We start from the raw sequence: 19,519 nt of genomic DNA, 5'->3' as shown, positions 1-19,519 counted from the left end.
TTCAGCGTTCGACTTGCATGTGTTAAGCACGCCGCCAGCGTTCGTCCTGAGCCAGGATCAAACTCTCCAACAATGTCTTCAAATTCGATCGAGGCATGTAATGCTCTCAAAGGAAACCCCAACGAGGTAGGGTTTCAAACAATAAGCTCTACTGGCTTAGTTCACTAGCACACTGTTGAGTTCTCAAGCAACACACTGAATTGCTTCAAGCGATATTCACAAACTTTTGGCCGAGCATGCCTCATCCTACGATGTTAGTCGTAGGGATTCGGCGGCCGCTCGAGGGCCGACGCTGAACGTTACCTGGTCCGGTTCGCGGTGTCAACCCGCTCGGCCCTGGCGCCTGACCTCGGGGCTTTCGGCCCCGGCGGCCCGGTGTTCCTGGCGACGAAGAGAAGATTACATGGCCCGGAACCGCCCGAAAACAGGGGGGTCACTTAACGGCATCGACGCAGGTCAGGGCCGTGAATCGCTAGTGATCGAGGGTCGGGAGGTAGTGCGGGCGTTCGCGGGCGGGGACGGACCGTTCGAAGTCGGCGGCGAAGGCGAGCATCCGGGCGTCCGACCATCGGCCCGCCATGAACGAGATCCCGACCGGGAGCGGCCCGATCGAACCGGCGGGGACGGTGACGTCCGGGTAGCCGGCGACCGCGGTGGGGGTCGAGGACGGGATCACGTCGTTGTCCCCCTTCGTGCAGTCGGTCTTCCACGCGGGCGGATTCGTCGGCGACGCGATCGCGTCGAGGTGGTACTTCGCCACCGTCTCGTCGATCGAACGGCGCGCCAGGTCGTTGAGCTCGGCACGCGTGGCGAGGTACTTCGGGTCGTCGGGGCCGGGTGCGGCGAGTGCGCGTTCGAAGAGTTCCTGCCCGGCGAAACAGGTCTGTTCCAGCGGGTCGGCGCGGTTGTAGGCGATGAGGTCCGCCAGGTCGCGCGGCACGCCGGTGCGCGTCGCGAGGTAGCGGTCGATGTCGCGGTGGAACTCGGTGAGCAGCGCGGGGAACTCCAGCTGGCCGATGCGGTCCTGGTACGGCAGTTCGACCTCGACGACCTCGGCACCGGCCTTGGCGAGCGCGGCCTTCGTCCGGGTGACCACGGCGTCGACGTCGGGGCCGAGCACCGGCAGGCGCCAGATCCCGATGCGCGCACCGCGCAGGGCACCGGGCCTGAGCAGTCGCGCGTAGTCCGTCGGCTGGTCGGGCGGGTACGCGCCGGTCGCCGGGTCGGCGGGGTCACGGCCCTGGAGGACCGAGAGCGTCAGCGCGACGTCGACAACATGGCGGGCGATCGGGCCCGCGGTGTCCTGCTCGGCGGAGATCGGGACGACGCCCGTCCGGCTGACCAGGCCGACGCTCGGCTTGTGCCCGACCGTGGCGGTCATCCCGGCGGGGCAGACGATCGAACCGTCGGTCTCGCTGCCGATGGCGACCTGCGCGAGCGAGGCCGCGACGCCGGCGGCCGAACCGGCCGATGAACCGCACGGGTTCCGGTCCAGGACGTACGGGTTACCGGTCTGCCCGCCGACGCCGGACCAGCCGGAGGTCGGCTTCGCGGCGCGGAAGTTGGCCCATTCGGACAGGTTGGCCTTGCCGAGGATCACCGCGCCCGCGCCACGCAGCCGGGTGATCAGCGTGGCGTCCTTGGCGGGGCGGCTGCGCAGTGCGCGGGAACCGGCGGTGGTCTGCTGGTCGCGGGTGTCGACGTTGTCCTTGACCAGTACCGGGATGCCGTCGAGCGGGCCACGCAGGTGACCGGCGCGGCGCCGGGCGTCGCTTTCCCTGGCCTGCGCCAGCGCCGCCGGGTTGACCGCGAGGACCGCGTTGACCTTGCGGTCGACGGCGCGCACGCGGTCGAGGTAGGCCGCCGTCAGGCGGGTGGCGGTGAGGCGCCCGGCGGACATCCGGGCCTGCAGCGACGGGATCGTCGCGGAGTCGAGGTCGAGGTCACCCGCCGACGCCGTCGCGGGTGCGACGGCGGCCAGGCTGAGAGCGACGACCAGGGCGGACAGGACACGGGACCTCATCCGCCGCCGCATCACAGCACCGGGAGGAGCGTCCGGAGTTCGTACGGGGTGACCGCGCTGCGGTAGTTGTCCCATTCGGAACGTTTGTTCCGCAGGAAGAAGTCGTAGACGTGCTCACCGAGTGCATCCGGCAGGAGTTCGGACTTTTCCATTTCCGCGAGCGCCTCCCCCAAATTCTGCGGCAGCTGCGCGTAGCCGGCGGCACGGCGCTCGGCGTCGGAAAGCTGCCAGATGTCGTCCTCGGCGGGCGGCGGAAGCTCGTAGCCCTTCTCGATGCCCTTGAGGCCCGCGGCCAGGATAACGGAGTACGCAAGATACGGGTTGCAGGCGGAATCGAGGGTGCGGATCTCGACGCGCCGGGAGGACGCCTTGCCGGGCGAGTACATCGGTACCCGCACGAGCGCCGAGCGGTTGGCGCGGCCCCAGGAGACCGTCGTCGGCGCCTCGCTTCCGCTGATCAGCCGCTTGTAGGAGTTCACCCACTGGTTGGTGACCGCGGAGATCTCCTTGGCGTGGTGCAGCAAACCGGCGACGAACGCCTTGCCGGTGGCGGACAGCTCGTACGGGTCCTCGGCGTCGTAGAAGGCGTTCCGGTCGCCTTCGAAGAGGCTGACGTGGGTGTGCATGCCCGACCCTGGCTGGTCGGTGAACGGCTTCGGCATGAACGTCGCGCGGACGCCCTGGGTCAGCGCGACCTCCTTGACGACGTAGCGGAACGTCATCACGTTGTCGGCCATGGTCAGCGCGTCGGCGTAGCGGAGGTCGATCTCCTGCTGGCCGGGCGCGCCCTCATGGTGGCTGAACTCGACCGAGATGCCCATCGCTTCGAGCGTTTCGATGGCGTGACGACGAAAGTGCGTCGCGGTGGCGTGGCTGGCCTGGTCGAAGTAGCCGCCGTTGTCGGCGGGCTCGGGTTCGCTGCCGTCCTCGGGCAGGTTGGCGAGCAGGAAGAACTCGATCTCCGGGTGGACGTAGCAGGTGAATCCCGCCTCGCCCGCCTTGGACAGCTGGCGGCGCAGCACGTGCCGGGGGTCGGCCCAGGACGGCGAGCCGTCCGGCATCGCGATGTCACAGAACATCCGCGCGGAGTACGGACCGCCCTCCGGCGTTTCCCACGGCAGGACCTGGAAGGTGGCCGGGTCGGGCTTGGCGATCATGTCGGATTCGTAGACCCGCGCGAACCCCTCGATGGCCGAGCCGTCGAAGCCGATGCCCTCGGTGAAAGCACCCTCCAGTTCGGCGGGCGCGACGGCCACGGACTTGAGGAACCCCAGCACATCGGTGAACCACAGCCGGACGAAACGGATGTCGCGCTCTTCCAGGGTACGGAGCACGAACTCCTGCTGGCGATCCATGGCCGCACCCTAACCACAGCGTGTTAACGGGATGTTTCGCGACGCGCCGACTGAGTCCGAAGTGGGTGAGATCCCCCGCTCAGGTGGCGAAGACGGCTTCACGGCGTCCCGATCGGGTGACCGCCAACGACGCCACCGAAGCGATCACGGCGAGTCCCGCGGCGACGTACCAGGCGATGGCGTAGTCCCCGAAGTGGTCGCGGACGGCGCCCGCGGCCGAGGCGGCGAAGGCGGCGCCGAGCTGGTGACACGCGAAGACCCAGCCGAAGACGATCGGACCGGCGTCGCCGAACTTCCGGACGCAGAGCGCGACGGTCGGCGGCACGGTGGCGACCCAGTCGAGGCCGTAGAACAGGATGAACGCCCACATGCTCGGCTGGACCGAGTCGGTGAACAGCTGTGGCAGCAGGGCCAGGGACAGGCCGCGCAGCGCGTAGTAGACGCCGAGGAGTATCCGCGGGTCGACGCGGTCGGTGAGCCAGCCGGAGGCGACGGTCCCGATGACGTCGAAGACCCCGACCAGCGCGAGCAGCCCGGCCGCGGTCGTCTGCGGCATCCCGTGGTCGTGGGCGGCGGGCACGAAGTGGGTGCTGACGAGCCCGTTCGTGGTGGCTCCGCAGATCGCGAACCCGACGGCGAGCAGCCAGAACGTCCTGGTGCGCGCGGCCTTGCCGAGCACGCCGAGCGCGCGGCTCGCGGTGCCGGTCCTGGCGGCGGGACGGGCGATCTCGGTCTCCGGCGGGGCGCCGTAGGCGGTGGTCCCGATGTCGGCGGGGTGATCGCGGATGACGAGCAGCACCACCGGGACGACGGCGAGCGACGCGATCGCGATGACGAGTGAAGCGGTGCGCCAGCCGTCGCTGATCGCGAGGTTCGAGATCAGCGGCAGGAAGATGAGCTGGCCGGTGGCTCCCGCGGCGGTGAGCACGCCCGTGACGGCGCCCCTGCTGCGGACGAACCAGCGCGCGGCGACGGTCGCGGCGAAGCTCATCGCCATCGATCCGGTGCCGACGCCGACGAGCACGCCCCAGCACAGGATGAGCTGCCAGCTCGCCGTCATGAACACGGTGCCGCCGGCGCCGAGCGCGACGACGAACAACGCGGTGGCGACGACGCGGCGGACGCCGAAGCGCTCCATGAGTGCGGCGGCGAACGGCGAGAACAGGCCGTAGAGCACGAGGTTGACCGACACGGCGGCGCCGATGGTGGCGCGCGACCAGCCGAATTCGTCGTGCAGGGGATCGATGAGGACGCCGGGGGCGGCGCGGAAGCCGGCCGCGGCGAGCAGCGCGACGAACGCGGCCCCGGCGATGAACCAGGCGCGGTGGAGGCGGCGTGCGGGACGGGTTTCACGGGTCTCGACGGTCACTGAGGCAGTTTCGCTTTCGCGCTGGCGAAGCCGACAGCGGCTGGAAGGACACTGCTCGAAAGGATCGGGCCATAGGTGTGACGGCAACCACTCCGAGGCGCTCAGTAGGCTCCGGGCCATGCGTCGCCTTCGCTTGGTGTTGGCGCTCGTGCTCGGGCTGACCAGCGGGTGCGCGGCGTCGCCGGAACCTCCGCTGCCCGCCGGGGCCGAACTGGTCTCCGCCGCTGCCCGGACGTTCGCGACCGTCCGGAGCACGCACTTTTCGCTGGGCGTGAACGGGGTCTTACCGGGGTTCCCGCTGCGGCAGATCGAGGGCGACGCGACGCTCGACGACGGCGGCCGCGCCACGGGGTCCGCGGACGTGCAGGACGACGTGCGGCGGACGAAGTTCACGTTCGATCTGCGCGGCGGCGAGGTGACGCGGACGGATCCGTCGGGCACCTCGCGCGGGCCGGTGCCGCCGGAGTACGCGGTGCCGGCGTTGCTGGGACCGGACGGCGGGCTGCGGCGGCTGCTCGACGGGGTCGGGTCGGCGGTGACGGAGCGGCGGGAGCGGGTGGAGGACGTCGACGCCTTCCGGGTCGGCGGCGTCGTTCCGGCGGCGGTGGCGACACGGGTGCTCCCGCAGATTCACGCGGACGTGATCGTGAAGGTGTGGATGTCCGAAAGCGAGCCGCGGCGGTTCGTACGGCTGTGGCTCCAGGTGCCGCCGCCGGGTGAGCACCAGAGCCCTGTGATGTTCGAGTTGGCGTTGACCAGGCAGAACGCGGTCGTGCTTCGCTGAAGTGGGAGCAAGGGACCTTTGCTCTCGTTCGTTAGCGGGCTAATGGTTAGCGCGCTAACGGACGGTAGTAAAGGTCCCTTGCTTCGCCCGGGCCGGGGTCAGGAGCAGCGGGTGCCTTCGGCGGGCAGGGTGCCGTCCAGGAGGTAGGCGATGCCCGCGCGGTTCACGCACTCGTTGCCGCCCAGGAAGACGGTGTGCTGGACGCCGTCGAACGTGAGCAAAGCTCCCTTGATGTCCTTCGCGAGGCGGACGCCCTGGTCGTACGGGGTCGCCGGGTCGCGCGTCGTCGAGACGACCAGCGGCGGGGGCAGCCCATCGGCCTTCGGGACGTGGGCGGACGACGTCGGCGGCACCGGCCAGGACGAGCAGATGTCGAGTTCGCTCATGTCCGGCGTGCCGCCGGCGAGGAACGGCGCGCCGCGCAGCATCCGCTGGTGCGCGGCGTCGATCGCCGCGCGGTCACTCAACCGGGCGAAATCTACGCAGCGGACCGCGAAATAGGTGTCGACCGTTCCCGCGTAGCCGCCGTCCCGCTGCCGCGAGTAGTAGCCGTCGGCCAGCGCCAGCAGCGACTCACCCCGTCCCTCGGCCAGCTGCGCCAACGCGGCTTCGAGCGAGGGCCAGTTACCCGGTGAATACAGGGCCGCGCTCGTGCCGGTCACGGCGTCTTCGAAGGACAGCTTCCGGTTCCCGGCGGGCACCGGTCTCGTACTCAGCGGCCGCACGAGCTGCTGGAACCGCTGGGTCGCGGCGGCCGGATCCCGGCCGAGGGCGCAGCCCTCCCGAGCGGCGCACCGCTTCGCGAACTCGGTGAACGCGCCCTGGAAACCCGCCATCTGCGTGACCAGTGACTCCGCGATGTCCTGGGCGGGATCGACGGCACCGTCGAGCAGCATCGCCCGCACCCTGTCCGGATGCGCCTCGGCGTACGCGGCGCCGAGTTGCGTGCCGTACGAGTAGCCGAGATACGTCAGCTTCTCGTCGCCGAGCACCGCACGCAGGACGTCGAGGTCGCGGACGACGTCACGCGTGCCGATGTTCGCCAGCAGCCGCGCTCCGTGCTCGGTGCGCTGGGCGCATTTTGCACCGTAGTCCCTGGCGTCGGCGAGCTGCTTCGCCGTTCCCGCCGGGGAAGTGTCGCTTTCGCTGTCCGAGGCGCGGTCGGCGTCCCATTCCGCGTCCGTGGAGCAGCGGACGCGCGGCCGGCTCGCGCCCACGCCCCGTGGGTCGAACCCGACGAGGTCGAACCGCCGCACCAGCGGAGCCGCTTCCCGGCTCCGGGCGTAGGCCGCCGCGGCGTTCATCCCGGACGCGCCCGGCCCGCCCGGGTTGACCACCAGCGAACCGATCCGCGTGGCGGGATCGGCCGCCTTGCGGCGGAGCAGGCCGAGGGTGATCGTATCGCCCGCCGGGTCCTGGTAGTCGAGCGGCACGGTCAGCCTGGCGCACTCTGTCGACTTGTCGCTAAAAGACCTCCGCGAGAGCTCGTTACTCGCGTACGGCGTGCACGGCTCCCATTCGAGCTTCTGCCCGGTGAACTTCGCCAGCGTCGACGGCAGCGGCGACGGCGAAGGCGTCGGTCGCGATGTTTCGACAGGCACCTGAGCGGGCGCCGAGCACGACGTCAGAGCCACCGCCGCCGCCAGCGCGGCGAGGGCATGGCGGGATCGGGCCATCGCCCGATCCTCCCAGCCGGACGCTCAGGACGCCGCGCAGCGCTTCCCCTCCGCGGGCAGGGTGCCGTCGACGAGGTAGTCCGTGCCCGCCTTGTCCACGCATCCGACGCCCTGCAGGAACACGGTGTGCTGGGTGCCCTCGAACGTCAGCAAAGCTCCCTTGAGCGCCTTCGCCAGGTTCACCCCGGCCTGATACGGCGTCGCCGGGTCGTTGGTCGTCGAGATGACCAGCAGCTTCGGCAGGCCTTCGACGTTCGGCAGGTGGGGCTGCGAAGTGTTCGGCACCGGCCAGAACGCGCACGCGTCCCGCGCGGCGCTGGCCGGACGGCCGTCGTCGAGGAACGGCGCCACCTGGACGTACTTCTGCTGCGCTTGCTCGATCACCTTCGGATCGGTGACCCGGGGGTCGTCGACGCAGCGGATCGCGGTGAACGCGTCCTGCGTCGTCCCGTACCGGCCGTCCGCGCCGCGCTCGTTGTACAGGTCGGCGAGCTTTTCGAGGGTCCCACCGCGCTGGAGCTTCAGCTCGTTGAGCCCGGTGTTCAGCGATTCCCACAGGCTCTGCTGGTAGAGGGCCTGGATCGTGGCGGTGGTGGCGTCCTCGTAGGAGAGCTTCCTGCCGTCGCCGACCGGGACCGGGAAGTCGATCAGCCTGCGCACCAGGTCCTGGTACGCCTTCACCGCCGCGCCGGCGTCGTGGCCCAGCGCGCAGTCCTGCTGACCGGCACACCACCGGGCGAACTCCCCGAACGCCTTGCCGAACCCGGCGCCCTGCGCGACCAGTGAGTCGGTCGAGCTCTGGTCGGGGTCGACGGCGCCGTCGAGGATCATCGCGCGCACGTTGCGCGGGAACTCCTCCGCGTAGGTCGTCCCGATCCGGGTGCCGTAGGAGTAGCCCAGGTAGGTGAGCTTCTCGTCGCCGAGCACCGACCGCAGGACGTCCATGTCCTTCGCGACGTCGCGGCTGCCGACGTTGGCGAGCATCTCGTCGCCGTGCCGGGTGCGCTGCCCGCACTTCGCGGCGAAGTCCTTCTTCTGCTGCTCCTGCCTGGCCACTCCGGCCGGTGAACCGTCGGTCTCGATGTCGTCCGCGCGGTCCGCGTCGCGCTCGCTGTCGGTGAAGCAGCGGATCTGCGGTTCGCTCGCGCCGATCCCCCGCGGGTCGAAACCGACCAGGTCGAAGCGCTTCCCGAGCGCGCTGTTCGCGGTCTGCCCGGCGAGCCCGGCCGCGGCGGTCATCCCGGAGGCCCCCGGCCCGCCCGGGTTGACCACCAGCGAGCCGATCCGCGCGGCCGGATCGGTCGCCTTGCGCCGGAGCAGGCCCAGCGTGATCGTCGATCCGTCCGGTTTGCCGTAGTCCAGCGGCACGGTCAGCCTGGCGCACTGGACATCTTTCGTACGAAACGCGGATTTCGCGTCGGCGGAGGTCGCGTAGGGTGCGCAGTCGGCCCAGGTCACACTCTGTCCGTAGAACCGTTCCAGCCCGGCGGGCACCGCCCCGACCGGCGCGTGCGACTCGGTCGACGGCGCGGGTGGCTCGGACTTCCCGCTCGTCGAGCACGCGGCCAGCGTGACGGCGAGCAGGCCGGACGCCGCGAGCGCGGTGATTCGGCGGGTACGGGACCTGGCGCTGATGTGGGAGGGCACGGTTGGATCGTGCCATCCGGGCAGGCGCGGAACTCGGACGCACCTGTCCCGCGTTGGTCGGGACGGGGTGTGCTCGGACACAGATAGACGGGAGACCAGGGGTGGCAGCACTGATCAGCCGGGTGGGCAAGCGGCTCCGCCGGATCATCCAGCGCCCGGGCAGCGTCGAGCTGACCCGGTACGAAGCACTGCTGCCCGCCGTCGAAAAGCTCGAACCCGAGCTGGAGAAGCTTTCCGACGAGGAGCTGACCGAGCGCGCCGGCAAGGTCCGCGAGAGCACGGGCTTCGGCGACGACCAGCTGGTGGAGGTGTGCGCGCTGGGCCGCGAGGCGGCACGGCGCGCACTGGGCGAGCGGGCCTTCGACGTTCAGGTACTGGGCACGATGGGCCTGCTGACCGGGCACGTCGTGCAGATGGAGACCGGTGAGGGCAAGACGCTCGCCGGCGCGCTGGCCGCGGCGGGCTACGCGCTGCGCGGCAAGCGCGCGCACGTGGTCACGGTCAACGACTACCTCGCCCGGCGGGACGCGGAGTGGATGGGCCCGGTCTACGCCCTGCTCGGCGTGTCGGTCGGCTGGGTCGAGCCGGCGCACTCGCGCGAGGACCGCAAGGAGGCCTACGCGAAGGAGGTCACCTACGGCGCCGTCGCCGAGATCGGGTTCGACGTGCTGCGGGACCGCCTGGTCACCCGTGAGGAGGACCTCGTCCAGCCCGCGCCCGAGGTCGCGATCGTCGACGAGGCCGACTCGGTGCTGGTCGACGAGGCGCGCGTGCCGCTGGTCATGGCCGGGTCGATCGACCACAGTGACGCCGACGAGGAGGTCGCGAACATCGTCCGCAGGCTGCGGCTCGGCCTGCACTACGAAACCGACTCCGACGGCCGGAACGCGTGGCTGACCACCGCGGGCGCGTCCGTGGTCGAGAAGTCGCTCGGCGGCATCGACCTCTACGGCGACTCCGGTTCCGACCGGCTCGCGGCGGTGAACGTGGCGCTGCACGCACACGCGCTGCTGACCCGCGACGTCGACTACCTGGTCCGCGACGGCAAGGTGCAGCTGATCAACGCCGCCCGCGGCCGGGTCGCCGAGTTGCAGCGCTGGCCGGACGGGCTCCAGGCGGCGGTCGAGGCGAAGGAGCAGGTCACCGCGACCGACCATGGCGAGATCCTCGACTCGATCACCGTGCAGGCGCTGCTCGCGCGCTACCCCGAGGTGGCCGGGATGACCGGTACCGCGGTCGCGGTCGCCGAGCAGCTGCGCGAGTTCTACAAGCTCGAGGTCGCGGTGATCCCGCCGAACACCCCGAACGTGCGTGAGGACCTGGCGGACCGGATCTTCGCGTCGCCGTCGCAGAAGCTGCGCGCGATCGAGGAGGAGGTCCGGACGGTGCACGAGACCGGGCGGCCGATCCTGGTCGGCACCCAGGACGTCGCCGAGTCCGAGGAGCTGGCGGAGAAGCTGGCCAAGGTCGGGCTCGAGTCCATCGTGCTCAACGCGCGCAACGACGCCGAAGAGGCCGCGATCATCGCCGAGGCGGGTAAGAAGGGCGCGGTCACGGTGTCCACGCAGATGGCGGGCCGCGGTACCGACATCCGGCTGGGCGGCACGGACGGCGAAAGCCGCGAGGAGGTCGTCGAGCTGGGCGGGCTGCACGTGATCGGCACCGCGCGGTACCCGTCGAGCCGTCTCGACGGGCAGTTGCGCGGCCGGTCCGGGCGGCAGGGCGACCCGGGCAGCGCGATCTTCTTCGCCAGCCTCAACGACGAACTCGTGCTCTCGAACGCGCCCGACATCCCCGAAGGCATCGATTCGGACGAGGAGACCGGCGAGATCACCGACCCGGCGGCGCTGCGGCAGATCAACCACGCCCAGCGCGTGGCCGAGGGCGTCGACCTGGAGATCCACCGCAACACCTGGCGGTACACGCGGCTGATCGAGCGGCAGCGCGGCGACCTGCTGGCACACCGCGACAAGGTGCTGCGGACGACGCTGGCGGCCGAGGAGCTGGAGAAGGCGCAGCCGGAGAAGTTCGCCGAGCTCAAGGAGAAGCTCGACGACGAGGCCCGTCTGGAGCAGATCTCCCGCGAGGTGCTGCTGTATCACCTCGACCAGCTGTGGTCGGATCACCTGGCGTACCTGACCGACGTCCGCGAGAGCATCCACCTGCGGGCGCTGGCGCGGGAGACCCCGCTGGACGAGTTCCACCGCGCGGCGATCCCGGAGTTCCACAAGATCATCCCGGAGGCGGCAACGCGGGCGGCGAAGACGCTGGAAGAAGCCGAGATCACCGATGACGGGATCGATCTTGCCGACGCCGGGGTGCGGCGGGCGAACACGACGTGGACCTATCTGGTGCACGACAACCCGTTCGACTCCGACTTCGAGCAGACGGTCAAGAAGGTGCGCAGCATGATCCGGCGCAAGTAGTCTCGCGGTCCCGAAAAACCCCCGTCCAGTTCACCGGGCGGGGGTTTTCGGTTGCCGGCCCCGGAAGAATGGGGGCGTGCGCAAGATCCCGACACTGTTCCGGCGCGATCCCGAAGACCTCCGGCGCGTCACCCGCGACGTGCACCCCGACTGCCGGTGGGTGCTCGACGGCCAGGGCGTGCCCACCCGCAAGTACGACGGCACCTGTGTGCGGCTCGACGAGTCCGGCGTGTGGTGGGCACGGCGGGAGGTGAAGGCGGGCAGGAGCGCGCCCGCCGGGTTCGAGGCCGTGCAGACCGATCCGGCGACGGGAAAGACCGTCGGCTGGGAGCCGGTCGAGCAGTCGGCGTTCGCGAAGTTCTTCGAGCAGGCGCGAGCGGAGTTTCCCGAAGCGGCGCCGGGCACTTACGAGCTGTGCGGGCCGAAGATCAACGGCGACCCGGAACAGCTGGGCGCACACCGGTTGGTGCGGCACGCGGCCGCGGAGCGGTTCGACGATGTGCCGCGCGACTTCGACGGGCTGATGGCGTGGCTGCTGGCGCACCCGGAGTTCGAAGGCGTCGTCTGGCATCACCCGGACGGCCGCATGGCGAAGCTCAAGCACCGGGACGCGCGCTTCTCCGGCTGAGGGTGGCTTTTCGCCCACATTCGCTCGGCCGGGCGGGTGGCCGTGAGCCAGAATGTGCGCATGCCGCAACTGCGCATCGCGCTCGCCCAGGTCAATCCCACCGTCGGCGACCTCGACGGCAACTCCGCGCTGACCGTCGCGTGGACCCGCAAGGCCGCCGAGGCCGGGGCCCACGTGGTCGTGTTCCCCGAGATGTCCCTGACCGGTTACCCGGTGGAGGACCTCTCGCTGCGGAAGACGTTCGCCGAGGCCTCCCGCAAGAGCCTCGAGATCCTCGCGCGACGGCTCGACGAAGCGGGCTGCGGTGACGTGCTCACCTACGTCGGCTACCTCGACCTCGACGAGGAGGGCCCGAGGGACGCGGCCGCGGCGCTGTACCGCGGCGAGGTGGTGGCCCGGCAGTTCAAGCACCACCTGCCCAACTACGGCGTGTTCGACGAGCACCGCTGGTACAAGCCGGGCACGACCCTCGACGTCGTGCGGCTGCACGGTCTCGACATCGGCATGGTCATCTGCGAGGACATCTGGCAGGAGGGCGGCCCGATCTCGGCGCTGGGCAGGGCCGGGGTCGACCTCGTCGTGGCGCCGAACGCGTCACCGTACGAGCGGGCCAAGGACGACGTGCGGGTCCCGCTGATCGCGCGGCGCGCCGCCGAGGCCGGTGCCCCGCTGGTGTACACCAACCAGATCGGCGGCCAGGACGACCTGGTCTTCGACGGGGACTCGCTGGTCGTCGGCGCGGACGGGACCGTGCTCGCGCGGGCGCCGCAATTCGTCGAGCACCTGCTGGTGACCGATCTGGACCTCGACGCGGGCGGGCACGTCACGGACGGCGCGCTCGACGGCCTGCACGTCCGCCGGCGGGTGCTGGGCGAAGAGCCGCTCCCCGCCTACGAGCCGCTGACCGGGTCGGTGGTGAGCGAACCGCTGTCCGACGAGGCCGAGGTGTGGTCGGCGCTGGTCGTCGGGCTCCGCGACTACGTCCACAAGAACGGGTTCTCGTCGGTCGTCTTCGGGTTCTCCGGCGGGATCGACTCGGCGGTGGTGGCCGCGCTGGCCGCGGACGCCCTCGGCGGTGACAACGTCTACGGCGTCTCGATGCCGTCGCGGTACTCCTCGGACCACTCCAAGGGCGACGCCGCCGACCTCGCCCGGCGGATCGGCGCGCACTTCCGGGTCGAGCCGATCGAGGACATGGTCCGGGTCTACGTCGACCAGCTGAAGCTCACCGGGCTCGCGGAGGAGAACGTCCAGGCGCGGGCCAGGGGCATGCTGCTCATGGCACTGTCCAATCTGGACGGTCACCTGGTGCTGGCCACGGGCAACAAGACGGAGCTGGCCGTCGGCTATTCGACGATCTACGGCGACGCGGTGGGCGCGTTCGCGCCGATCAAGGACGTCTTCAAGACCCACGTGTGGCATCTGGCCCGCTGGCGCAACGCCGAAGCGGAGAAGCGCGGCGAGACGCCGCCGATCCCGCCGAACTCGATCACCAAGCCGCCTTCGGCCGAGCTGCGTCCCGACCAACTCGACACCGACTCGCTGCCGGACTACGCGCTGCTCGACGACATCCTCGACGACTACGTCGAGGGCGACCGCGGGTACGCCGACCTGCTCGAAGCCGGGTTCGAGCCGGAGACCATCGACCGGGTGGTCCGCATGGTCGACAAGGCCGAGTTCAAGCGCCGCCAGTACCCGCCGGGCACGAAGATCACCTTCAAGGCGTTCGGCCGGGACCGGCGGCTGCCGATCACCAACGCCTGGCGCGAGGGCAAGGCGTAGCTCCCCGGACCACGAAGTGGAGCAAGGGACCTTTGCTCTCGTTCTATGCGCGCGCATGGAACGAGAGCAAAGGTCCCTTGCTCTTCTCAGCTCAGGGTGACCTGGGCGCCGTCGGGCCGGCGCAGGACGGCGACCAGGCCCGGCTTTCGGTCGCGGCGGACCAGCAGCTCCAGGCCGAGCGCGCGGGTCACGACGTCGACGGCCGCCGGGTCGGGGTGCACCCCGGTCACCATCAGGAGCGGGATCTTCGGCAGGCCCCTGGTGGTCGGGTGGGGCGTGCTCCCCCAGTCGATGAGGAACGGCGCGAGTCCGTCGAGACCGCCCGGCGTGGTCAGCCGCCAGGACAGGAGCTCACCCTGCGCGTCCCGGGACATGTCGTGGGCGTCACCGGGGTCGTATCCGGCGGCTCGGACGCCGGCGACGGCTACGTCGATGTCGGGGGTGCGCACCGCCCAGGTCACCAGCGCGGGCTCGCGAAGGTCGTCGATGCCGAACGGGCGCGGCGCCGAGGGCTCCGGCTGCGCCGGGTCGGGGCCGATGACCTCCAGGTAGGCACCCGCGCCGAGGTCGGCGAGGTGGTTCGCGGTACCGAGGCCGACGTGGCTGCCGCCCGGCACGGGTTCGACGCCGGTCAGTTCGGCGACGTGTGCGACCGCGGCCCCGAGGTCGGGGCCGGCGAACACGAGGTGATCGAGCGCGAAGGTCATCGAGCGCCCACCGCCGCGGCGGCGTCGACGAGGCCGTGCCCGTAGAAGGTGTTTCCGGCCGGTGCGGGCTTGCAGACGCCGTCCGGCTTGCCGTCTCCGTTCGGGTCGTACGGATCGGGGCAGGCCAGCGGCCTCGCCGTCGCGTACAGGGCGCGCTTGACGTGCTCGGCGCTCCAGCGCGGGTGTTCGCTCGCGATCAACGCGGCCACGCCGGTCGCGTGCGGCGACGCCATCGAGGTACCGCTGGCCGAGCGGTACAGGCCGCCGGGCCAGGTCGACCAGACCCGCGCGCCCGGGGCGGCAACGGTGATCCGCGAGGACGAATAGTTCGAGAACGAGGCTTTGACCAGCTTCTCGTCGAGCGCGCCGGTACCGACGACGCCGGGGAGTTCGTGCGGCAGCCGGATGCAGCTCGTGTCGATCGGGCGTGGCGCCGGAGTGCTGTCGGCCGGGCTTTCCGTGTCGGCCGACCGGGTGTCGAGGTCGATACCGGCGTTGCCGCCGGACGCCACGACGAGCACGTCGCGGCGCTGCGCGTAGGCGACCGCCCTGCCGACGGCCAGCTTGATCGCCGCCTGGTCGACCTGGTTGTCGCAGTTGTAGCGCCACGGGATCGAGCGGTAGCTGTTGTTCGTGACGGAGAATCCGTGCTCGGCCGCCCACACGAAGCCGCACACCATGCTCTCGGCCGTTTCGGTGTCGTCCAGCTCGGCCAGCTTCACCGACGCGAGCCGCACGCCAGGGGCGATGCCGACGACGCCGGTGCCGTTGCGTGCCGCGGCGATGGTCCCCGCGACGTGGGTGCCGTGCCCGTCCAGGGTCGGCCGCCACGCACCGGGGCTGCGGTCCGCCCAGCCGGACAGGCAGGACACCGAGTTCCGCGCGTCGAACGCGCCCGCGAGTTCGGGGTGAGTGTCGTCCACCCCCGTGTCCAGCACTCCGGCGACGACCCGGCGGCTGCCGTCGGAGACCTTGTGCGCGGCGTCGAGCCCGAGTGCCGGCGCGTCCCACGCCGTGCCCTCGGCGGGCACCTGGCCGGAGTTCGGCGATCCGGGCCCGGTGTAGCGGACGTCCTTCCTGGCGGCGAAGAACTCCACCGGGACCTTCGCGGTCCGCGTCGCACCGACGGCGTCGATTCCCCACGTGCCGCGGACTTTTGCCGCGAAGTCGTCCTTCGCCGTGTACGCCACCACGACCCCGACCTGCGGGTACGAGGACACGACGGTGCCGCCCGCGTGGCGCACGGCGAGTTCGGCCCACCAGGTGTGCAGCCGGTCCGCGCGGGTGACCACGACATGCGGCAGCACCAGGGTTCCGGGTGCCACCGCGGCCGCCTCCGGTGCTGTCGTCAGCACCGGCGGTGCCTCGTCGCGCTCCGCCGCCGAAACTGCCGATGCCGCCGAAGCCGCCGCCGGGGCGACGAGCCCCGTGCCCAGCACGGCGGTCACCACCGCCACCCCCAGCGCTCTGCGCGCACGTGTGTTCCTGCCCGTCACCGACCGACCTCCTCAATCCGGCAAATCCCCCGGACAGAACCTAGCGATCGGCCGCGCGGACGGCATCCCTCTTCGGGCGGTTCTTCTCGTAGGCTGGGCGCATGACGGACAAGGAGTTCCCGCCGCAGGGCTTCGCCGTGTTCGACACCGCCATCGGCCCCTGCGGGCTCGCCTGGCAGGCGGACGTCGTGCTCGGCGTCCAGCTGCCCGAGGGCAGCGCCGAGCGCACGCGATCCCGCATGACCACACGGTTTCCGGACGCCGTCGAATCGGCGCCACCGGAAGCGATGCGCTCGGCCATCGCCGAGATCGTCGCCCTGATGGACGGTGAGCCGAAGCCGCTGCACGACATCGAGCTCGACCTGACCGGTGTGCCGGAATTCCATTGCCGCGTCTACGAAATCACGCGTGCCATCCCACCGGGCAGGACACTGACCTACGGCGACATCGCCGACCGGCTGGGCATGCCCGGCTCGGCGCAGGCTGTCGGCCAGGCGCTGGGGCGCAACCCGTTCCCGATCATCGTGCCCTGCCACCGGGTGCTCGCCGCCGGTGGCAAGGACGGCGGATTCTCCGCGCGGGGCGGCGTCACGACCAAGCGCCGCATGCTCGTCATCGAGGGCGCGCTGGCGGACGAACCGACCTTGTTCTGAGTCACCACCTCCCATCCGGTGTCGCTTGTGGACCGATCACGCCGATGAGGGTTCGGGTTTCCACGCCTTCATCCATGGCGTCTCCGGCCAGTTCTCGGCGGCGGCCATCAACGGGAACGCGGTGGCCCCGTCGATGTGTTCACGCACGATGTCGGCGTGCCCGGCGTGCCGCGCGGTCTCCTGGATCAGATGGAACAGGACCCAGCGCACCGACCAGGCTTCGACGTCCTTCGGGAACCAGGGCACGCCCTTCGGCACCGGGACGGGCCTGCCGAGATCCGGGATCCCGGCGATGACCTCCTCGGTGCGCCTGGCCACCTCGTCATATTGGGCGAGCACACCTTCGAGTGTTTCCCCCTCGATGAGACGGAACCCGTCGACGTAGTCCTCCGGATTCCTTTCCTTCTGTGGCAACTGAAGCATGATGTCGATCCAACCGTCCTCAACGGACGCTACGTGCTTGATGAGCCCGCCGACACTGAGCGCGCTGCGGCTCGGCACGAGTCTGGCCTGCTCGTCGGTGAGCCCGTACGCGGCTATCCGCAGCACATGCCGCTGCTGTTCCAGGAACTTCAGCAGACCTTCACGCTCGTCGGCGACCGGGGGAACGTTTCCCGCCATGGTGGACCTCTCTTCCGGGAGTCGGAGGACGTTTTCGATTGAAGGCATCCTCTCACCCGGCACCGACAGTTTCGGTGTCCTCGCGCGCCGCGCGAACCGCGGGCAGCCCCAGCACGACACACGCGACCAGCAGCAACGCCGCGCTGGCCGTCCACAATGCACCGCGGATCCCGGTCACCGCCGCCAGCGGCCCGGCGAGTGCCGCGCCCGCCGGTGTCAGCCCGAAACCCGCGAGGGACTGGTAGGCCGACACCCGGGACAACCGGTCCGGCCGGACTTCACGGTGCAGCATGACCATCAGGTTCACCCCGAAGACCTCGACCCCCGCCCCGGCGGCGACCGCGGCCACGCACACCACGGCCGACGGGGCGGCGGCCGCCATGGCCACCATCGGCGACACGGTGAGCGCTCCACCGGCGACCGCCGCGACGAGCGGCCGGGCCGCGGTGAACCGCACCATCAGCAGTCCGCCGAGGACCATGCCCGCGGCGTCGCACGCCGTTATCGCTCCCCACGCGGCCGCGCCGCCCAGGGTTTCCGCCGCGTCGACAGGCCCGAGAACCAGTTCGTAGGCACCGACCGCCAGCGCGTTGACCGCCGCGAACTGGACGATCACCGGGCCGAGCCAGCGGTGGGAACGCAGTTCGGCCCAGCCCTCGCGCAGATCCCGCCCGAGATGTCCGCGCACGGTGATGGTGCCCTCGATCCGCATGAGCAGCCCGAGCAGGACGCCGACGGCGAAGGTCAGCGAGTCGATCGCGAGCACCCATCCCGCACCGGCGACCGTGACGAGCGTGCCGCCGAGCGCGGCGCCGCCGATCTGCGCGAGGTTGAGCCCGAGCCGGAACGTGGCGAACGCCCGCGGCCCGTGTTCCCTGGTCACCGTCCGCATCACCAGTCCTCGTGACGCGGGCATGGCGAAGGCCGTCGCGAGGCCGTTCGCGGCGGCCGCCGCAGCGATGTGCCCGAGACGAGCTTGTCCGGTGAGCACCAGGACCGCGAGCACACCCTGGCTCAACGCCGACAGGCTGCCGGCGGCGACGAGGACGAGGTTGCGCGGCCACCTGTCCGCGACGGCCCCGCCGATCAGGAAGAACGCCAGCGCCGGGACGAGACCGGCCGCGCCGACCAGGCCGATGTCCCCCGGCGTGCCACCGATGCCGCGGACGGCGAAGATCACCGCCACCTGCGAGGCGGCCGTTCCCAGCGCGGAGATCGTCGCGCAGGTGAGGAGCAGGACGAAAGTCCGGTTCGTCCAGAGAGTCACGTAATCCCCCAGATGATGTCAAAGTACTTAGTATCAATTTCTCCTATATACTTTGCGGGTAAACTCCGGGGTATGTCAACGGAGAAAGCCCCGACCGGAGCGGAGCTGGCGGACGCGCTGCGGCGCATCACCCACGTCATGCGCCGCTACGCGGGCGCGCCCTACGCGCGGAAGGGCTGGCCGACCGCGCAGGTCCAGTTGCTGCTGGTGGTCGACATGCTCGGCGATCGGCCGCGGATGGGCGAGGTGCGCGAGCGGCTCGGCGTGACCGGGCGGGCGATCACGTCAGCGGTGGACGCGCTCGAACGCGACGGACTGCTGCGTCGCGAACCGGATCCCACCGACCGGCGCGCGAGCCTGCTGGCGATCACCGAGTCCGGGCGTGAACGGCTGAAGGAGATCGAGCGGATTCAGCGCACTCACGCCGACGACACCTTCTCCGTGCTCGAAGCCGAGGAACGGCGAACCCTGCTCGAACTGCTCAGCCGGCTCGAGGCACATATCGCGACGCAGGGGTGACGCGGAGGACGTACAACGCGCCGAGCACCAGTTGCGCGGCGCGGACCACATGCTGCGCGCGGGTGGCCAGCCCGGCGAAGTGCTCGGGGCCGAGCGAACCGGCCACGAGCACGGCCAGCCAGGTGAGCACGACGAGCACCAGGCCGATGATGGCGCTTTCCCGCCAGCCCGGCGGCCACCAGAGCACGAGGCTGCACGAGCCGACGACGAAGGTGATGTTCGTGAGCAGGCTGATGGCGACGCTGCCCGGATAGAGGGCATAGGCGAAGACGAGCGCGCCGAACAGGCTGACCGACCCCGCGGTCAGGCGGCCCGTCCAGTGCACCGGGGCGAGCCGGACCAGCGGCGGACCGGCGAGCAGGAAAGCGCTCCCCGCAACGACTTGCGCGCCGCGGAACAGCGGATGTCCGGTGAGCAGATCGCCGACTGGGTCGTGCAGCGGCGACACCCCGGTGGTGACCAGGAATTCGAGCGGCCACGAGCAATAGGCCACGACGCCGAGTCCAACCAGGACAAGGGCGACCAGCCGCGCAGCACGCACCAGCACACCCTAGGCGACCCGGGCA

The 19,519-nt window shown here is 70.6% G+C and carries 16 protein-coding genes and 1 rRNA gene; 6 read left to right on the top strand and 11 right to left on the bottom strand.

Annotation, left to right across the window (positions count from 1 at the left end; all coding sequences use genetic code 11):
* From ABD987_RS35560 to ABD987_RS35545, 4 genes are all read right to left on the bottom strand, one after another.
* Positions 1-73: ribosomal RNA gene (locus ABD987_RS35560) — 16S ribosomal RNA — on the bottom strand; the annotation flags it as partial.
* Positions 74-472: 399 nt separating this feature from the next.
* Positions 473-2,035, bottom strand: coding sequence for an amidase (locus ABD987_RS35555; RefSeq protein WP_378214131.1), 1,563 nt, complete (start codon positions 2,033-2,035; stop codon positions 473-475).
* On the bottom strand, positions 2,035-3,378 hold the full coding sequence (glnA, locus tag ABD987_RS35550) for a type I glutamate--ammonia ligase (RefSeq protein WP_345404600.1): 1,344 nt from the start codon (positions 3,376-3,378) through the stop codon (positions 2,035-2,037). Before glnA ends, ABD987_RS35555 begins: the two co-directional genes overlap by 1 nt.
* A gap of 79 nt (positions 3,379-3,457) precedes the next feature.
* A complete protein-coding gene (locus tag ABD987_RS35545) occupies positions 3,458-4,747 on the bottom strand; it encodes an MFS transporter (RefSeq protein WP_345404597.1) in 1,290 nt (429 codons plus the stop codon).
* Positions 4,748-4,865: 118 nt separating this feature from the next.
* Here ABD987_RS35545 and ABD987_RS35540 point away from each other — a divergent pair, with 118 nt between their 5' ends.
* A complete protein-coding gene (locus tag ABD987_RS35540; protein ID WP_345404594.1) occupies positions 4,866-5,531 on the top strand; it encodes an LppX_LprAFG lipoprotein in 666 nt (221 codons plus the stop codon).
* A gap of 98 nt (positions 5,532-5,629) precedes the next feature.
* Here the strand turns inward: ABD987_RS35540 and ABD987_RS35535 are convergent, their stop codons facing one another.
* Together ABD987_RS35535 and ABD987_RS35530 are read right to left on the bottom strand one after the other, a co-directional pair.
* Complete coding sequence (locus ABD987_RS35535) at positions 5,630-7,207, bottom strand: alpha/beta hydrolase (protein WP_345404591.1); 1,578 nt, start codon at positions 7,205-7,207, stop codon at positions 5,630-5,632.
* Between the two features lie 24 nt (positions 7,208-7,231).
* A complete protein-coding gene (locus ABD987_RS35530) occupies positions 7,232-8,854 on the bottom strand; it encodes an alpha/beta hydrolase (protein WP_378214132.1) in 1,623 nt (540 codons plus the stop codon).
* Positions 8,855-8,955: 101 nt separating this feature from the next.
* Here ABD987_RS35530 and secA2 point away from each other — a divergent pair, with 101 nt between their 5' ends.
* The 3 genes from secA2 to ABD987_RS35515 all read left to right on the top strand — a co-directional run bounded on the left by secA2 (position 8,956) and on the right by ABD987_RS35515 (position 13,690).
* Entirely contained in the window at positions 8,956-11,280 is a 2,325-nt protein-coding gene (gene secA2 / locus ABD987_RS35525; RefSeq protein ID WP_345404588.1) for an accessory Sec system translocase SecA2, read from the top strand.
* Positions 11,281-11,356: 76 nt separating this feature from the next.
* Positions 11,357-11,908 carry an RNA ligase 1 family protein gene (locus tag ABD987_RS35520; protein WP_345404585.1) on the top strand — a complete coding sequence of 184 codons (552 nt, stop codon included), beginning with the start codon at positions 11,357-11,359 and terminating at the stop codon, positions 11,906-11,908.
* Between the two features lie 60 nt (positions 11,909-11,968).
* Positions 11,969-13,690, top strand: a complete 1,722-nt coding sequence (locus ABD987_RS35515; RefSeq protein WP_345404582.1) for an NAD+ synthase — start codon at positions 11,969-11,971, stop codon at positions 13,688-13,690.
* Between the two features lie 86 nt (positions 13,691-13,776).
* Here the strand turns inward: ABD987_RS35515 and ABD987_RS35510 are convergent, their stop codons facing one another.
* Entirely contained in the window at positions 13,777-14,397 is a 621-nt protein-coding gene (locus ABD987_RS35510; protein ID WP_345404579.1) for a VOC family protein, read from the bottom strand.
* Positions 14,394-15,893, bottom strand: coding sequence for a S8 family peptidase (locus ABD987_RS35505; RefSeq protein WP_345404576.1), 1,500 nt, complete (start codon positions 15,891-15,893; stop codon positions 14,394-14,396). The genes ABD987_RS35510 and ABD987_RS35505 overlap by 4 nt, the downstream gene beginning before the upstream one ends.
* A 101-nt stretch (positions 15,894-15,994) precedes the next feature.
* On the opposite strand from ABD987_RS35505, the gene ABD987_RS35500 reads away from it, so the two are divergent.
* Positions 15,995-16,546 (top strand): methylated-DNA--[protein]-cysteine S-methyltransferase, encoded by a 552-nt coding sequence (locus tag ABD987_RS35500; RefSeq protein WP_345404573.1) that lies wholly within the window; start codon positions 15,995-15,997, stop codon positions 16,544-16,546.
* A gap of 36 nt (positions 16,547-16,582) precedes the next feature.
* Here the strand turns inward: ABD987_RS35500 and ABD987_RS35495 are convergent, their stop codons facing one another.
* Both ABD987_RS35495 and ABD987_RS35490 read right to left on the bottom strand, forming a co-directional pair.
* Entirely contained in the window at positions 16,583-17,167 is a 585-nt protein-coding gene (locus ABD987_RS35495; protein ID WP_345404570.1) for a DinB family protein, read from the bottom strand.
* 52 nt (positions 17,168-17,219) lie between these two features.
* Positions 17,220-18,434, bottom strand: coding sequence for an MFS transporter (locus tag ABD987_RS35490; protein ID WP_345404567.1), 1,215 nt, complete (start codon positions 18,432-18,434; stop codon positions 17,220-17,222).
* A 72-nt stretch (positions 18,435-18,506) separates the two neighbouring features.
* Between ABD987_RS35490 and ABD987_RS35485 the strand changes: the two genes are divergently transcribed.
* A complete protein-coding gene (locus tag ABD987_RS35485) occupies positions 18,507-18,953 on the top strand; it encodes a MarR family winged helix-turn-helix transcriptional regulator (protein WP_345404564.1) in 447 nt (148 codons plus the stop codon).
* On the opposite strand, the gene ABD987_RS35480 is transcribed toward ABD987_RS35485, so the two are convergent.
* Positions 18,916-19,494 (bottom strand): hypothetical protein, encoded by a 579-nt coding sequence (locus ABD987_RS35480; RefSeq protein ID WP_345404561.1) that lies wholly within the window; start codon positions 19,492-19,494, stop codon positions 18,916-18,918. The two genes, ABD987_RS35485 and ABD987_RS35480, sit on opposite strands and share 38 nt — an antisense overlap.
* Positions 19,495-19,519: the final 25 nt, after the last annotated feature.

Source organism: Amycolatopsis samaneae (genome assembly GCF_039541975.1).
Lineage (GTDB): Bacteria > Actinomycetota > Actinomycetes > Mycobacteriales > Pseudonocardiaceae > Amycolatopsis > Amycolatopsis samaneae.
The sequence above is the reverse complement of the archived record's forward strand: the minus strand, read 5'-3'. Positions and strand labels throughout refer to the sequence as shown.